This window comes from Beijerinckia mobilis, from assembly GCF_000745425.1.
Taxonomy (GTDB): domain Bacteria; phylum Pseudomonadota; class Alphaproteobacteria; order Rhizobiales; family Beijerinckiaceae; genus Beijerinckia; species Beijerinckia mobilis.
In genome coordinates this window covers 230407-246805 of sequence record NZ_JQJH01000004.1, presented here as the reverse complement: position 1 = coordinate 246805, position 16399 = coordinate 230407, and the positions used below count along the sequence as shown (strand labels likewise).

The window sequence follows — 16399 nt, the reverse complement described above, 5'->3', positions numbered from 1 at the left end:
TGGCGAGAGGTGAGCTGCTCCCTACATGGCCCTCAACGGTTGCCGTAAGGGACCAAGGTCTAGTTCGTCATGAATAATCGCTGCGGGATCTTTCATGGCGCTGGAGGATAAATATGAATTTCGAGAAATATACCGACCGTACCCGTGGTTTCATTCAGAGCGCGCAATCTCTGGCGCAGCGTGAAAATCACCAGCAATTTACTCCCGAACATCTCCTGAAGGTGCTGCTCGACGATCCGGAAGGCCTCGCTGCCGGCCTGATCGACAGGGCGGGCGGTCGTTCACGCGATGCGCTGACGCAGACCGAACTGGCGTTGGCCAAACTGCCAAAAGTCCAAGGTTCCGGCGCGGGCCAGGTTTATCTGGCGCCGACCACTGCGCGCGTCTTCGAGAATGCGGAGAAAATCGCCCAGAAGGCTGGTGATTCTTTTGTGACGGTCGAACGGCTTCTGCTCGCCCTCGCGATGGAAAAGAGCGCCGAAGCCGGCAAGATTCTCGAAAAGGCTGGCGTCACGCCGCAGAGCCTTGGCGCAGCGATCGAAGCTCTGCGCAAGGGCCGCACCGCCGATAGCGCGACGGCGGAAAATGCCTATGACGCCTTGAAGAAATATGCCCGTGATCTGACCGAAGCCGCCCGTTCGGGAGCGCTGGACCCTGTCATCGGACGCGATGAGGAAATCCGCCGCACGGTTCAGGTGCTTTCCCGCCGCACCAAGAACAATCCGGTCCTGATTGGTGAGCCGGGCGTCGGCAAGACTGCCATCGTCGAAGGTCTCGCCCTACGCATTGTCAATGGCGACGTCCCCGAGAGCCTGCGCGACAAGCGCCTGCTCGCCCTCGATATGGGCTCGCTGATCGCCGGCGCGAAATATCGCGGCGAATTCGAGGAACGCCTGAAGTCGATTCTCGGCGAAGTCACCGCAGCCGAAGGCGGCATCATCCTGTTCATCGACGAGATGCACACTTTGGTTGGCGCCGGCAAGACCGATGGCGCCATGGACGCATCGAACCTCCTGAAACCAGCTTTGGCGCGCGGCGAATTGCATTGCGTCGGCGCAACGACGCTCGACGAATATCGCAAGCATGTGGAAAAGGATCCGGCGCTCGCCCGGCGTTTCCAGCCGATTTTCGTGTCCGAGCCAACCGTGGCCGATACGATTTCGATCCTCCGCGGCCTGAAGGAAAAATACGAAGTCCATCACGGTGTCCGCATTACCGATGCGGCCATCGTCGCCGCCGCGACCTTGTCCAATCGTTATATCACCGACCGTTTCCTTCCGGACAAAGCGATCGACCTGATCGACGAAGCGGGCTCGCGTCTGCGCATGCAGGTCGATTCCAAGCCCGAGGAACTCGATGAACTCGATCGGCGCATCATCCAGCTCAAGATCGAGCAGGAAGCCCTGAAGAAAGAGAATGATAGCGCCTCGAAAGACCGCCTGATCCGGCTCGAATCGGAACTCGCTGGGCTGCAGGAGCGCGCCGACGTGCTCAACACGCGCTGGCATGCCGAAAAGGACAAATTGGGCTCCGAGCAGAAGCTCAAGGAACAGCTCGACGCCGCCCGCAATGAACTCTCCCAGGCGCAACGCCGCGGCGAATTCCAGCGCGCCGGTGAATTGACCTATGGCGTCATTCCCGGGCTCGAACAGCAGCTTGCGGAAATCCAGGAGAAACGGGGTGAAGTCCTCGTCGAGGAAGCCGTCACCGCTGATCATGTCGCGCAGGTCGTCTCCCGCTGGACGGGCGTGCCGGTCGACAAAATGCTCGAGGGTGAACGCGAGAAACTTCTCAATATGGAAGATTTTCTCGCCAAGCGCGTCGTCGGCCAGGAAGAGGCCGTCAAGGCAGTTTCCACCGCGGTCCGGCGTGCTCGCGCCGGTCTGCAGGATGCCAACCGGCCGATCGGTTCCTTCATGTTCCTCGGCCCGACCGGCGTCGGCAAGACGGAATTGACGAAAGCGCTGGCCGGGTTCCTGTTCGATGACGAATCGGCGCTGCTGCGGATCGACATGTCGGAATATATGGAGAAACATTCGGTCGCACGGCTGATCGGCGCGCCTCCCGGCTATGTCGGCTATGAGGAAGGGGGCGCCCTCACCGAGGCGGTCCGGCGGCGGCCCTATCAGGTTGTCCTTTTCGACGAAATCGAGAAGGCACATCCGGATGTGTTCAACGTGCTGCTCCAGGTCCTCGACGATGGCCGTCTGACCGATGGCCAAGGGCGCACGGTCGATTTCCGCAATGTGCTCATCGTGATGACGTCGAATCTCGGCGCCGAATTCCTAGTGCTGCAGAAGGAAGGCGAGGATTCCTCGGCCGTCCAGAACGAAGTCATGCAGGTGGTGCGCAATCACTTCCGGCCTGAATTTCTCAACCGGATCGACGAAATCATTCTGTTCCACCGGCTGCGCCGCGAGGACATGGACAAGATCGTCGATATTCAGTTCCAGCGGCTCGAGAAACTGCTGGAAGAGCGCAAGATCGAGCTTGTCCTCTCTCCCGAGGCACGGACCTGGCTCGCGGAAAAGGGTTACGATCCTGCCTATGGGGCCCGCCCGCTCAAGCGGGTCATCCAGAAGAACGTCCAGGACCCTATGGCCGAACTCATCCTCTCGGGCACGATCCACGATGGCGAATCCGTCGCGATCAATGCCGGCCCCGAAGGTCTTGTGATTGGCGACAAGCCCATGCCGGCAGCGGCTGAATAGCCCTGTTTGAAGTACAGCTACAATGGGAAAGCCGCCCTCAAGGGCGGCTTTCCCTATTCATGCGATATACTTATGGGAATAGCTATGGAAAAACGACGCTCTTGCTAGCAAAGGACTAGTTTTTCCGGCTTAAAATCGGGCACCTTAACCTTCAAATTTATGTATTACTTGCCCTTGCTGGCCCGGTCCTGGTCTGTTATTTGCCTCGCCACAATGCAACTTGCAACATTGAGGAGAAGCTTACATGCAGCTCGCAGAGGCCTATGCCAACAAGAGCCTGGACGAGGTTAAGGCAGCGCTCGCTGGCGCGACCTTGCGTATCTATTCCTGCCCGCAGCCTGAAAATGCCGATAAGCCCATCATCCGCAACGGCCTTCTTGCCGAATGCGTGATCAGCTCGATCGATGGTGATCAGGCAACCGTCGCCGAGGAACCGGTTCTCGCCAAGAACGTCGGTACACCCCTTTTCTCCCGCGCCACCACCCCCGACGGTGCCGTGATCGGCGATTTCAGCACGGGCCCTGGCGATTCCGACATCAAGCTTGCGGAAGTTTCCTGCTCTAAGGGCGCCCCCGTCAAGATCACCAAGTTCCAGGTTCGCGTCGCTGAAAACGGTGTGATGCCGGTCAGCCCGCGCGACAAGATGGTCGAAAAGTTCGACCTCACCCAGATTTCCCATGAAAAGGAATATGCTTGGAATGCCGACTTCGCGTCGCGCAAGACTGCGTAATCATTCCTTTTGGTTGGCTTGCCCGGGGATTTGATCATCGTCGGGCAAGAGAACGGGCAAGCCGACCCGCCTACATTCGTCGAGGGGAGCGACATTGGTCGTTCCCTTTGAAATCAAGTGCCTCTTGATCTAGGCTTTGGACCGTGACCTTCTTCAGAGGAGCAACCCGTGAAGAGGATCATAAGATGAAACTGGCCGAAGCCTACGCGAAAGCGACTGTCGACGAGATCAAGAGTGTTCTATCCGGAGCCACCTTGCGCGTTTACTCCTGCGCACAGCCTGCTGCTCCCGAAAAATCCGTCGAACGCAACCGTTGCCTTGCGGAATTTCATCTCGCCTCTCCCGCTTTCGAAGGCGACCAGATCAAAATCCTTGAAGAAAGCACCAAAGCTCAGGATGTCGGCGTCCCGCTATTCGTCCGCGCATTGACGCCGGACGGCGTGACCATCGCAGACTTTTCCGCCGGCCCCGGCGACATGGATGTGAAATTCGCCGATGTCTCCTGTTCCGTCGGCGCGCCGGTTCGCATCACCAAATTTCTGGTCCGCCTCAACGCACCGCATCCGGAACCGTTCATCAGCCCGCGCGACCGGATGATGGGCCGGAAATAACGTCCACCAAAGAGGATGGAGGCAGAGAGCGGACCGGATTCCCGATCCCCCTCCCCTGCCCTTGCGGTTGTTACACCTATCAATCCCGCGACGTGATCTTGATCGGAGCCGAGATATCGGCATGAACGACCTTGATTCCGGCCTTTTCGACATCCGCAATCGTCGGATACCAGGTTGATTCATGGTCGAGGCCGCCATATTTATTCATGACCATGACATATTTGGATTTTTTATCGACATCGCAACGCAGGCCCTTGCCGGGATGAGCGATTGGCCTCGTCTTGCCATCCCAATCGATAAAGAAGCCGTCAGGATATTCTGTTTCATCGGTCATTGTCGTTTCCCTTACAATCATGTCGGTTCAGCATCAAAGTCCGGGATGAAGCCCATTTGAGACCAGACTGATGCATTCGTGAGAACCGATGCGCCCGAGAGCGTCTTCCGAAACGCTCGAGCGCCTCCCTTCCCCCCGCAGTCCGGACCGTCTATCGGGGGAGCGAAACGCAAGGCATCGCCCCCGTGATGCACGTTTCAAATGCCCGGCCTATCGTCCCGAAGGAATACACTGTCGTTCCGGGCGGATTTCAAGGGGAGAAGCGCGGCAGCCCCATTCTTTTTGCGCCTGCAGCCGTAGCAATTTCGGTGCAACAAAGAGGGGAAATTTCACGCAGGCATAATTTTCCGGCAAGCCTATTCCCTTATAAATCAAGGGTCCGGATGTTATCCGCCGATATTGGAAAACATGACCAGGGACGCATTTCCGTTTATAAGAACAAGCTTGCGCACCTCACCAACCAGATAAGAGTTTCAATTTCCATGGATGAACCCGCATCGGCTCCGCTCGCGACTGAAGAACAGGCCTATGGGGCCGATTCGATCAAGGTGCTGCGCGGCCTCGATGCCGTCCGCAAGCGGCCCGGCATGTATATTGGTGATACGGACGATGGTTCCGGCCTGCATCATATGATCTATGAGGTGGTCGATAATGCCATCGACGAGGCTCTGGCCGGCCATGCGACCCGCGTCACAGTGACGCTTAATCCCGATGGCTCGGTCACCGTCACTGACGACGGGCGCGGCATTCCCACCGACATTCACGCCGAGGAAGGTGTTTCAGCGGCCGAGGTCATTATGACCCAGCTGCATGCGGGCGGAAAATTCGACCAGAATTCCTATAAAGTGTCTGGCGGCCTGCATGGCGTCGGCGTTTCCGTCGTCAACGCCCTTTCCACCTGGCTGAAATTGCGCATCTGGCGCGATGCCAAGGAGCATGAAATCCTTTTCGCGCATGGCGTGGCGCAAGGGTCTCTCGCGGTCGTCGGCCCTGCCCCCATCATCGACGGCAAGCCGAAGCGCGGCACGGAAGTCACATTTCTTCCTTCGCCCGAAACCTTCACCATGGTCGATTTCAACTATGCGACGATCGAACATCGCCTGCGCGAACTCGCCTTTCTGAATTCTGGCGTCCGCATTCTGCTGACCGATGCCCGCGGCTCGGAAACGAAAGTCGAAGAACTCCATTACGAGGGCGGCCTCGAAGCCTTCGTGCGGTTCCTCGACCGCACCAAAAGTTCCCTGTTCGATCAGCCGATTCTGATCGGCGGCGAACGCGACGGGATCACCGTCGAGGCGGCGCTCTGGTGGAATGATTCCTATCACGAGCATGTGCTCGCCTTCACCAACAACATTCCCCAACGCGATGGCGGCACTCATCTGACCGGCTTGCGCAGCGCGCTGACGCGCCAGGTCACCGGTTATGCCGAGCGTTCCGGCCTCATCAAGCGTGAAAAGGTCGATCTCGCGCCGGATGATTGCCGCGAGGGTCTCACCTGCGTTCTCTCGGTCAAGGTCCCCGATCCAAAATTCTCGTCGCAGACCAAGGAGAAGCTCGTCTCCTCGGAAGTGCGGCCTGTCGTCGAAAGTCTCGTCAACGACAAGCTCGGCCAATGGTTCGAGGAACATCCGCAGGAAGGCAAGGCGATCATCGGCAAGGTCGTCGAGGCAGCGCAGGCGCGTGAGGCCGCGCGCAAGGCCCGCGAACTGACCCGCCGCAAGGGCGCGCTCGACGTCGCCAACCTGCCCGGCAAGCTCGCCGATTGTCAGGAACGCGACCCCGCCAAGGCTGAGCTCTTCCTGGTCGAGGGTGATTCCGCCGGTGGCTCCGCGAAACAGGGCCGCAACCGCGAATATCAGGCGGTGCTGCCGCTACGCGGCAAGATCCTCAATGTCGAACGGGCGCGTTTCGACAAAATGCTGTCGAGCCAGGAAATCGGCACACTCATCACGGCGCTCGGCACCGGCATCGGCCACGAGGATTTCAATCCGGACAAGCTGCGCTATCACAAGATCATCATCATGACCGATGCGGATGTCGACGGCTCGCACATTCGCACACTGCTGCTGACATTCTTCTTCCGCCAGATGCGCCCACTGATCGAGCGCGGCCATCTCTATATCGCCCAGCCGCCGCTCTATAAGGTCAAGCGCGGCAGCTCCGAGCAATATCTGAAGGATGAACGCGCCCGCGAGGATTATCTGATCGACAACGGGCTCGATAATTCCATGCTGCGGCTCGCCAATGGCGAGCTCCGCGCCGGAGCCGATCTGCGTAAACTGGTGGAAGAGGCGCAGGTCGCACGCCATGTACTCTCCGGGCTGCATTCCCGTTACGACAGACGCATCGTCGAGCAAATGGCGATCGCCGGGGCTCTCCGGCCAATTCTCCCCAACGAAGAGGAACTGGCGCCCGCACTCGCGACGACCGTCGCGGCACGGCTCGATGCCCTTGCCGACGAATTGGAACGCGGTTGGACCGGTGGCATCGACAACGGCGGCTATCTGTTCGAGCGCACCTTGCGCGGCGTCCGCCAGGTAGCCATTCTCGATGCAGGTCTCCTCGCTTCGGCGGAAGCGCGCCGGCTCAACGAACTGGCCCCAGCCCTCCACGAAACATTCGCCGAGCCGGCCGTCTTCCTGCGCAATCACGACGAGAAACAGGTGGCCGGACCGACCGACCTGCTCGAAGCCGTCATGGCGGCTGGTCAGAAGGGCATTTCGCAAATGCAGCGCTACAAGGGCCTTGGCGAAATGAACCCCGATCAATTGTGGGAAACCACGCTCGATCGCGAGGCGCGCTCACTGCTTCAGGTCCGCATCAAGGAAGGCGACGACGCCGACGATGTCTTCGTGAAACTCATGGGCGATGTCGTCGAGCCGCGCCGCGAATTCATTCAGGATAATGCGCTCAACGTCCATAATCTTGATGTGTAGCCAGCGCCTCCGCCTACAGCGATCATGACATTGTCATCGAATCACGCGCATGTGTTCCGCCGGATCGAATGCATGCGCGTGCTGAAGACTTACCTAGAGCATTTTCCGATAATGTTGAATTGCTACGCGATTCCATCGTTTTGAAAATACTCTAATTTTCTTTCGTGGAGCGTTTCCGGATATATCCGAAACGCTCTGGCCCAACGGGAACGGCATTTGCTACACCCGGAAGCGAATTTCGGAGATTTCCATGAGCGAATGGCAACCTATCGGCACAGCACCCCTGGATGGCCAGGAGATTCTCGCCTGCAAGGCCGGGTCAGATGAAGTCGTTGAAATGATTTCCTGGAACTTCGTGCTGCAGAGCTGGCTCGACCGCAATGCCGAGCCCTATTTCGGCGCGACGCATTGGATGAAGATTCCGCCAATCCCGCAGAATTGACACAACCTGCGCGTAGGCAGCGTCCTGTTATCACACGAAACGCCTACCCCTGTTTCGACCAATCCCGCTGTTTCAACACAGTGACAATCGCGCGTGTCAGAATGGCAAGCTCATCCTCCGTGATCGTCAGCGCCGGTGTCAGATAGACGATCCGGCCAAAAGGCCGTATCCAGACACCCTCCGCAAGCAATGCCTGTTTCAGGCCCTTGAGATCGGCAATCCTTTCGAGTTCGACGACACCGATCGCGCCTTTGACACGGACATCGCATACAAAGGGCAGATCGCGGCAGGGCGCGAGACCTTCCTCGAGCCATTGAGCAATGTTTGTCACCTGCTGCAGACGTGGCTCGCTGGCGAAAAGGTCGAGCGAGGCATTGGCCGCCGCGCAGGCGAGCGCATTGGCCATGAAGGTCGGCCCATGCATCAGGGCATGGGTCTCCTCGTCAGAAAGAAAAGCCTTGAAAACATGTGTCCGCGCGATCGTGGCGGCCAGCGGCAGCGTGCCACCGGTGAGTGCCTTGGACAGAGTAATGATATCGGGCACGATTGCGGCAGACTCGCAGGCGAAGAGGGTGCCAGTGCGTCCAAAGCCGGTGAAGATTTCATCGAAGATGAGCAGCAGACCAAAACGATCGGCGAGTTTGCGCAGACGCCGCAAAGTGGTGGGATCATGAAAGACCATGCCGCCAGCGCCCTGCACCAGAGGCTCGACAATGATGCCGGCGAGCGTCCCTGCCTCACGTTCGAGCAGCGCGGTCAAGGCCGCTTCCCCTTCATCGTCACGCGGCAGATCACCAATGAGCTGGTGTATGAGAACATCGGCAAAATGTTTGTGCATGCCTTCATCGGGATCGCATACAGACATCGTCGCGAATGTATCCCCATGATAGCCATGTCTGAAACTGAGGAAGCGGCTGCGCCCGCGCTCGCCCCGATTCAGCCAATATTGCACGGCCATTTTCATCGCTACCTCGACGGCGACGGAACCGCTATCGGTGAAGAAGACATGCGACAGATCGCCGGGCAGAAGATCGCAGAGACGGGTGGCAAGACGCAGGGCGGGTTCATGAACGAGACCGCCAAACATGACATGCGGCATACGCCCAGCCTGATCCATAAGGGCGGCGAAAATCGCCGGGTGATTATAGCCGTGACAAGCGGTCCACCAGCTCGCAATGCCATCGATCAGACTGCGGCCATCGGCAAGATGGATACGCGCGCCCTGCGTGGAGGCAACCGGCAGGGGGGGCAAAGCCGTCTGCATCTGCGCATAGGGCAACCAGATATGCGCCATGCCTTTTTGAAACCAATCCAATGTCATCGCCTGTCAATTTCCTGCCAACTATAGTGCCGTCCGGCTCTGGCTTTGGCCGATCGATCCCGATTGGGGCCTGAGAAAGTGCCTCTGCCGAGAGTCGAGCCCCGATCCGTTTGCCAGGCGCGCGCCCAACCCGTTACATCGAGCCATCTTTCACGATTGCCGGGCCCGCTGATGAATTCGCTCGATGCTTTCGCCGCCGCCAAACTGGCCGATCTCGAAACACGTGGCCTGCGCCGTAACCTGCGCGCGAATTTTCGGGAAGATGGCCTTTGGATTCATGTGGAAGGCCGTAAGCTGCTTTCCTTCTCCTGCAACGATTATCTCAATCTCACTCACCATCCCGCCGTCAAGGCGGCGGCGGCCGAGGCGCTCGAAACCTATGGCTTGGGGTCCGGGGCGTCGCGGCTCGTCACCGGCAATCATCCACTTTTCGAAAAGCTCGAAGCGCGCCTCGCCGCTTTCAAGGGCGCCGAGGCGGCCTGCGTCTTCGGCGCCGGCTATCTCGCCAATACGGGCATCGTGCCGACGCTCGCCGGCACAGGCGATCTGATCCTCATCGACGAACTCGCCCATGCCTGCCTGTTTGCCGGCACCCAGCTTTCGCCGGCAACGATCCATATCTTTCGCCATAACGATGTCGCCCATGCCGAATCACTGCTGAAAAGTGAGCGCCATAAATATCGCCATGCGCTGCTTTTGACCGATGGCGTCTTCTCCATGGATGGCGATCTCGCTCCCCTGCCCGATCTCGCCGCGCTTTGCGCCCTTCACGATTGCTGGCTGATGAGCGACGACGCCCATGGGCTCGGTGTTCTGGGGCTCGGCGCACGCGGTCGCGGGCGGGGCTCGCGGCATGCCTTCGATCCGCCGCCTATCATTCCCTTGCAGATGGGAACATTGTCCAAGGCAATCGGAGGCTATGGCGGCTATCTCTGCGCCTCGCAGCCGGTCGTCGATCTCATGAAGACGCGCGCGCGCACTTTCGTCTATTCAACCGGAATGCCTCCGGCGCTCGCGGCGGGCGCGCTGGCGGCGCTGGAGGTTATCGAAAACGAACCGGGATTGAGCGAACGACCTCTCGCCAATGCAAGGCTTTTTACCGCAAAACTCGGCCTGCCGCCCGCGCAAAGCCCCATCGTGCCGATCATTCTCGGCGCGGTCGAGAGGGTCATGAAAGCCGCGTCCGGCCTGGCGGACCAGGGATTTCTGGTGATGCCGATCCGGCCGCCGACAGTCGCCGAGGGGACAGCGCGGCTGCGCTTCGCCTTTACCGCCAATCATCCTCGAGAAGAAATCGAACGGCTTGCGGAGGCTGTCGGGCCTTTGATGAAGGACGGTGCCATTAATGCCACGTCTCCATGATCCAAATTATCAGGATCGTGGAGATTCAGCGGGAAGCCGCCACCCTTCAGTCGCAGGGATGAAGGTGAGATAAAATCGATAAGTAAAAATCTATAGACTTGATAGATTTTATGGAAACGGCATGATGGATTCATGTCTTTTCCGGGCTCTGCTGATTCTCCTCCGCCTTTTCTTGCCACTTCCTTCCTTCGTCCGATTTCGCGGGACGGTGGCAACAGGCCATGATCGTGGCGGAGCACGCTTTTCATGACGACATGTTTCATTACCGGCACCGGCACCGATATCGGCAAGACCTATGTCTCGGCCGGTCTCATTCGTGCTCTCATAAAGGCCGGCCGCCGCGTGACGGCGCTGAAACCCGTTGTGAGCGGCTTCGATCCGGAGGCTTTCACAGGCAGCGACCCCGCCATGCTGATTGAAGCGGCGGGTCTGACGCCCACGCTCGAATCTATCAAGGCCATTTCACCCTTCCGGTTTTGCGCGCCACTTTCCCCGGATATGGCGGCGCGCGCGGAAGGCGGCATACTCGCTTTCGACGAGATCATCGCCTTCTGCCGAGAGGCCGAGGAGCAAAGGCAGGCCGGAGACGTGCTCCTGATCGAGGGCGTCGGCGGTCTCATGGTGCCTTTAGACGAGCGGCATACGGTGCTCGACTGGATTGTAGCCCTCAACCATCCGCTCATCCTGGTGACCGGCAGCTATCTCGGCGCGATCAGCCATTGTCTCACCGCCCTCGAAGTCCTGAAGCATCGCGGTCTCACGCTCTCCGCGCTCGTCGTCAATGAATCGGCCGCATCAACCGTTTCGCTTGATGAAACGCTGGCAACCTTGTGCTGTTTTACCCAGGTACCGCTCATCGTCCTGCGCCAAGAAGCAAAGGAAGCGCCAAGAGGAAGCGACGTCAACATGGCCGCCTTTGCGCAACTCGCTGAACTCGTCACGAGGCAAAAGCCTCCCATGCCCTGAACCTTTCACCCCTATCGCCGCCGTCAACGCAAGGAATTCCCATGTCCGCAGAAGTCTTGCCGGGTTTTGCAACCCTTGCCGTCCATGCGGGTGCCGCGCCCGACCCAACGACGGGAGCCAGGGCAACCCCGATCTATCAGACGACATCCTATGTCTTCGCCAATGCCGATCAGGCGGCAGCGCGGTTCGGCTTGCAGGAATTCGGCAATATTTACACGCGGATCACCAATCCGACCAATGCCGTGCTGGAAGAACGCATCGCCGCTCTCGAAGGCGGCACGGCCGCCCTGGCGGTGGCTTCCGGACATGCGGCGCAATTGCTCGTCTTTCACAATCTCATGCAGCCAGGCGATACAATACTCGCCGCGACCAAGCTCTATGGCGGCACGGTCAATCAACTCTCCCATTCGTTCAAGAATTTCGGCTGGAACGTCAATTTCGCGGATACCGACGACATCGAGGCCTTTGCCGCCGCCGTGACGCCGCAGACCAAGGCAATCTTCGTCGAATCGATCGCCAATCCCGGGGGCACGATCACCGATCTCGAAGCGGTGGCGAAAGTGGCCAAGGCCCATAAAATTCCGCTCATCGTCGATAATACGCTGGCCTCGCCCTATCTCATCCGGCCCTTCGAACATGGCGCCGACATCATCGTCCATTCCGCGACCAAATTCCTCGGTGGCCAGGGCAATTCCATGGGCGGCCTGATCGTCGACGGCGGCACGTTCGATTGGCGCGGCGACAAACGCTATCCCATGCTCTGTGAGCCGCATGCGGAATATGGCGGCCTCATCATCGCGGATACATTCCCCCATTTCGCCTTTGCACTTGCCGCGCGGGCTCTCAGCCTGCGCGATCTCGGGCCATCGCTCTCGCCATTCAATGCCTTCCTTCTGCTCAACGGCATCGAGACACTGCCCTTGCGTATGCAGCGTCATTGCGACAATGCGCTTCTGGTAGCGACGCATCTCGCCCAGCACCGCGCGGTCGAATGGGTCAGCTATGCCGGTCTGCCGGAGGACCGCTATTATGCCCTGGCGAAGAAATATACGCCGCTTGGCGCCGGAGCCGTCTTCACCTTCGGTATCAAGGACGGCTATGAAGCGGCGCTGCGGACTGTCTCGAAACTGAAACTCTTCTCGCTGCTTGCCAATGTGGGCGATACGCGTTCTCTCGTGATCCATCCGGCCTCGACGACGCACCGGCAATTGACCGATGCGCAGAAAATCGCGGCGGGGGCCGGGCCCGAAGTGATCCGCCTTTCGATCGGTATCGAGGATCCGCGCGATATTATTGCCGATCTCGATCAGGCGCTGGCGGCATAAACGCGAAAGACCTAGAGCGTTTTTGGTGCTGATTGCATCGCTAGGCGATTCAAAATAGTTGAAAACGCTCTAATTTTCCCAAGTGGAGCAGTTCGGAAACATCCGAACATGCTCTAAGCAGGAGCGGATCAGCGCCCTTGCACCAGAGCCTGAAGATGAACGACCGCCATGCCGAGCACCAGCATGGCGAAGGCCTGATGCAGAAGACCGGCCCAAAGCGGCACGACCAGCAGCAGCGTGACGATGCCGAGCAGGACCTGGACGAGCGTCAGACCGGCGAGCGCCCGCGCCCGCCGTGCAGCCGATAGCCGGGAGCCAATCTCGCGGACGGTCCACCAGGCCTGCAACAAAGCCAGAGCGAGCACCAGATAGGCCGCCATGCGGTGCTGGAACTGCACCGTCAGCAGATTATCGACGAAATTGCGCCAGACAGGTTGCAGGAGAGCAAGACTTTCGGTCCGCGGCAGAAAATGTCCATCGATCAGCGGCCAGGTATTATAGGCGCGCCCGGCGCGCAGACCGGCGACGAGCGCGCCAAGGCCGATCTGCGCCAGTACCAGCACGAGAAACACACCCGCGCCAAAGCTCAGGCGCGCGGAGACCGAGGGCGCGATTTCACGCGGACGGCGGCGCAAAGCGGAGGCCAGCCAGACGATGAAGGCGAAAGTGACCGACGCCAGAACCAGATGGATGGCGAGACGCTCCTGAGCGACCTCGATCCGGTTGGAGAGGCCGGATTTCACCATCCACCAACCGACGAAACCCTGCAGGCCGCCGAGCGCCAGAAGCGCGAGAAGCCGAGGCTTATAGCCCGGCGGCAGCATGCCGCGCAGCCAGAAAAAGACGAGCGGCAGAGCGGTGACAAGCCCGATCAACCGACCGAGAAGCCGATGGCTCCATTCGAAGAAGAAGATGAACTTGAAACCGGCGAGATCCATATCCGGAAAGATCGCCGCATATTGAGGAATGCGCTTGTAATTATCGAATTCCGCCTGCCAGTCCCGCTCCGTCAGCGGGGGGATCGCGCCGCTGATCGGCTTCCATTCAGTGATGGAAAGTCCGGATTCGGTGAGGCGCGTCGCGCCGCCGACAATGACCATGAGAAAGACGAGGGCGGCAAGCACCCAGAGCCAGAAGGCAACGGCACGGGTGCCCGTCGCCGCGCGCGGAAAAGACAGGGGCTCCGGCGCAGCATGATCGAAAGTGCTCATGAAATCTCGTTCGGCAAATGGATCAAAGCGGTCGTCGCAGGCTGAATCTGTGCGACCGAGCGCAGCCATTCAGGAAAAGCGGATAGGCGTAGTCTCGCGACGCATAATCCGCGCGACCAGCACATGCAACCTGTCAAATGCCGCAAGACGGAGGGTTTGGATCATGCAAAGGCGGGAACCGGCTTTTGCCCCCGCGTGGTTTCCGCTATAGCGACGGCGTTCCCTCATGCGCAACCGATAAAGGATCCTCATGCGCCGACGTCTGCGAAAATTCATCGGCGCCGTGCTCATGCTGAGCTTCGTCATCGCCTATGCGCTCGTCGCCATGGCGCTGGCTCAGGCGCGCATCTTTCAGGAGGCGCCGGGTCTCCTTCAGGGAATCGGCTACGCCCTGCTCGGCATTGCCTGGATTTTCCCGCTCATGCCGCTCATCAAATGGATGGAACGGCCGGACGCCAGCTGAACCGGATCAGGCGGCCGTATCGACGAGGCGCGGCATCAGCTTGCCACCGACACCAATGACCAGAACCTCGCAATGCGCGTTCTGGCACAATTCCTTATGCGCCGAGGCGACCATGCGTTCGTTCTGATCGAGCGTCGTCAGGATCACCAGATCGGCCCGAGCGGTCAGTTTGCTCGCCACCGGGCTCTGGTCAAGCGGTGGTGTCGTCAAGAGAATATAATCATAGGTTTGCGAGAGCGCCGCGAAAACCACATCGAAGGCGTGGAGATCAAAAGGCTGTTCGGGATCGCCGGAGAGAATATGCAGGCGCGAGATGGGATCGCGCCGGATGGCTTCCGCGAACGAAGCTTCCCCTTTCAGCACCTTTGTGAGGCCAGGAGACGCACCATCGCGCTGCGTGGCGGTGGCCTCATTCTGCCAGACGCCGCCAAGATCGATGAGGATCGTACGCCCCTCCTGCGCGAGCTGGCGCCCTAGCCCGACGAGCGGACGGCCGCTGCGTCCGCCAAGGTTGACACCTGTAAAAACGATATGCGCCGCAAGCCCGTCACGCCGGCTCGCGCGGATGCGCCCGGCAATATCGGCGACATCGACGGTTTCCTCCCGGCGTGCGGCGGGAAGCGGCAGAAGCTGGCCGGCATCTTCCCCTTGCGCGGGAGTAAGAGGGTCGAAGCGTGTCAATTGCTTGACCTCGCCAAGCGCGCGGGGCCGCTGTGGCACCATATCAGCACCGCCGACAAGGCGGCCCGAACGCCATTCGCGCGTGAACAGTACCGAGACGCCCATCAGAAGGGCCGCAAACGGGCCAAGGGCAAGAAGCGCCGGATCCTGCGCGAAGCCAGCCTGACGCACTGGAACCGCGGCAGCGACATTGCCCGCGTGCGGATCGATGTCGAGAAAAAGCTCGGCGAATTTATTGGCGATCCGCGCAGCAAGAATCGCGTTCTTGTCAGAGAAAGCGATGGCTATATCCCCCGCGCTTTCATTGACGGTAATGGTCAATTTCCGGCGAAGCCAGGCGACCAGATCATCGTCTCGCGCAGGATCGCCGGTCCTTGCCTCTCCGGCGATGACAGCGTTGAACCCGGCCTGGTGCAGGAACGCTCCAAACGTCTGCCAGGCCTCAGCAGCCACGAGATCAAATCCGATGGCGTCCGTGGTGGCGGAAAAATCGGTGCTCTCCCGCAATTGGGCAATGGCGCGGCGGGCAAATTCCTCGGAGGAAAGGCGGGCGGCCTGATTACGCAAGAGAGCGGCTGGGTCCATGGTGGCAGTTGCTGCGGCCGCTTGGGCGGCCATCAAAGACGCCGAGGCGCCACTCTGCGCCTGACCATCATCCCGTGGTTTATCTCCGCCAGGATGCAAACCGGCATCGCTGTCCCCGGAGAGAGAGTTGGGCTCATTATCGCTTTGAGCCTGGAGCTCGGGCGGCAGCTCACGCTCCGATACAAGGGTCTCGACCTTTTCAGGCGCTGGCCGGGCGATCCGCGCCACTGCCGTATAGGTCGGCGGCACCAGGAGAAACCATAAGCAGAGCAAAACGAAGACGACGAGAGGCGGCGTGACGAGAATCCATTTCTGGCGCGCCGCAGCCTGTTGCAGCGCGTAGAAATCAATATCGAAACCTCTTTTGTAGTGCGCGTCGCAGTCGAGCCGCTTGTTCATCGCCAACCTCGGATTCGGGTGACGCTATCAAAAACACTTAAGGTTTCCACATGGTTAACACCGACAAAGAAATTATCTATATGAACTCACCGCCCCAAACAGTTAAGCCAACGCTTCTAGCGGTATCTTATTCTTTATAATATCAGATAGTTAAGCCATAAACGCCGATTTGATACCGGCTTTCACACCCGTAAAAACCGTTTACAAAAGGTTATACTAAACCCTGTTCAAGCGGAAACGGCAGGATTGACCGGCGGCAACCGTATGCTCACGCGCCCTCCCGACAGCCTGATGATCATCCGAAAATGCGAATTTTCATGTC

The 16399-nt window shown here is 59.4% G+C and carries 13 protein-coding genes; 9 read left to right on the top strand and 4 right to left on the bottom strand.

The annotated features are described in order from the left end of the window. The first annotated feature begins 113 nt into the window (after window positions 1–113). The 3 genes from clpB to DL88_RS06520 all read left to right on the top strand — a co-directional run bounded on the left by clpB (window position 114) and on the right by DL88_RS06520 (window position 4052). Window positions 114–2711, top strand: coding sequence for an ATP-dependent chaperone ClpB (gene clpB / locus DL88_RS06530; protein WP_034993573.1), 2598 nt, complete (start codon window positions 114–116; stop codon window positions 2709–2711). 244 nt (window positions 2712–2955) lie between these two features. Continuing rightward, complete coding sequence (locus DL88_RS06525) at window positions 2956–3441, top strand: hypothetical protein (protein ID WP_034993571.1); 486 nt, start codon at window positions 2956–2958, stop codon at window positions 3439–3441. Window positions 3442–3626: 185 nt separating this feature from the next. Continuing rightward, window positions 3627–4052 carry a hypothetical protein gene (locus DL88_RS06520; RefSeq protein WP_034993568.1) on the top strand — a complete coding sequence of 142 codons (426 nt, stop codon included), beginning with the start codon at window positions 3627–3629 and terminating at the stop codon, window positions 4050–4052. 79 nt (window positions 4053–4131) lie between these two features. Here the strand turns inward: DL88_RS06520 and DL88_RS06515 are convergent, their stop codons facing one another. Further along, window positions 4132–4386: a hypothetical protein gene (locus DL88_RS06515; protein ID WP_034993566.1), complete on the bottom strand. Its 255-nt coding sequence runs from the start codon at window positions 4384–4386 to the stop codon at window positions 4132–4134. Window positions 4387–4868: 482 nt separating this feature from the next. On the opposite strand from DL88_RS06515, the gene gyrB reads away from it, so the two are divergent. Both gyrB and DL88_RS06505 read left to right on the top strand, forming a co-directional pair. After that, window positions 4869–7322 carry a DNA topoisomerase (ATP-hydrolyzing) subunit B gene (gyrB, locus tag DL88_RS06510; RefSeq protein ID WP_034993817.1) on the top strand — a complete coding sequence of 818 codons (2454 nt, stop codon included), beginning with the start codon at window positions 4869–4871 and terminating at the stop codon, window positions 7320–7322. A 250-nt stretch (window positions 7323–7572) separates the two neighbouring features. Beyond that, a complete protein-coding gene (locus DL88_RS06505; protein WP_034993565.1) occupies window positions 7573–7764 on the top strand; it encodes a hypothetical protein in 192 nt (63 codons plus the stop codon). Between the two features lie 43 nt (window positions 7765–7807). Here DL88_RS06505 and DL88_RS06500 read toward each other — a convergent pair whose 3' ends face one another. Further along, window positions 7808–9085 carry an adenosylmethionine--8-amino-7-oxononanoate transaminase gene (locus DL88_RS06500; RefSeq protein WP_034993564.1) on the bottom strand — a complete coding sequence of 426 codons (1278 nt, stop codon included), beginning with the start codon at window positions 9083–9085 and terminating at the stop codon, window positions 7808–7810. Window positions 9086–9256: 171 nt separating this feature from the next. Here DL88_RS06500 and DL88_RS06495 point away from each other — a divergent pair, with 171 nt between their 5' ends. From DL88_RS06495 to DL88_RS06485, 3 genes are all read left to right on the top strand, one after another. Beyond that, window positions 9257–10447 (top strand): aminotransferase class I/II-fold pyridoxal phosphate-dependent enzyme, encoded by a 1191-nt coding sequence (locus tag DL88_RS06495; protein ID WP_034993562.1) that lies wholly within the window; start codon window positions 9257–9259, stop codon window positions 10445–10447. A 246-nt stretch (window positions 10448–10693) separates the two neighbouring features. After that, complete coding sequence (gene bioD, locus DL88_RS06490) at window positions 10694–11413, top strand: dethiobiotin synthase (protein ID WP_084705008.1); 720 nt, start codon at window positions 10694–10696, stop codon at window positions 11411–11413. Between the two features lie 41 nt (window positions 11414–11454). Next, a complete protein-coding gene (locus DL88_RS06485) occupies window positions 11455–12738 on the top strand; it encodes an O-acetylhomoserine aminocarboxypropyltransferase (protein WP_034993560.1) in 1284 nt (427 codons plus the stop codon). Between the two features lie 128 nt (window positions 12739–12866). Here the strand turns inward: DL88_RS06485 and DL88_RS06480 are convergent, their stop codons facing one another. After that, window positions 12867–13949 (bottom strand): COX15/CtaA family protein, encoded by a 1083-nt coding sequence (locus DL88_RS06480; RefSeq protein ID WP_084705020.1) that lies wholly within the window; start codon window positions 13947–13949, stop codon window positions 12867–12869. Window positions 13950–14199: 250 nt separating this feature from the next. Here DL88_RS06480 and DL88_RS06470 point away from each other — a divergent pair, with 250 nt between their 5' ends. Continuing rightward, entirely contained in the window at window positions 14200–14412 is a 213-nt protein-coding gene (locus DL88_RS06470) for a DUF2842 domain-containing protein (protein ID WP_034993555.1), read from the top strand. A gap of 6 nt (window positions 14413–14418) precedes the next feature. Here DL88_RS06470 and DL88_RS06465 read toward each other — a convergent pair whose 3' ends face one another. Then, on the bottom strand, window positions 14419–16077 hold the full coding sequence (locus DL88_RS06465; RefSeq protein ID WP_034993553.1) for a P-loop NTPase family protein: 1659 nt from the start codon (window positions 16075–16077) through the stop codon (window positions 14419–14421). Between the last annotated feature and the right edge of the window lie 322 nt (window positions 16078–16399).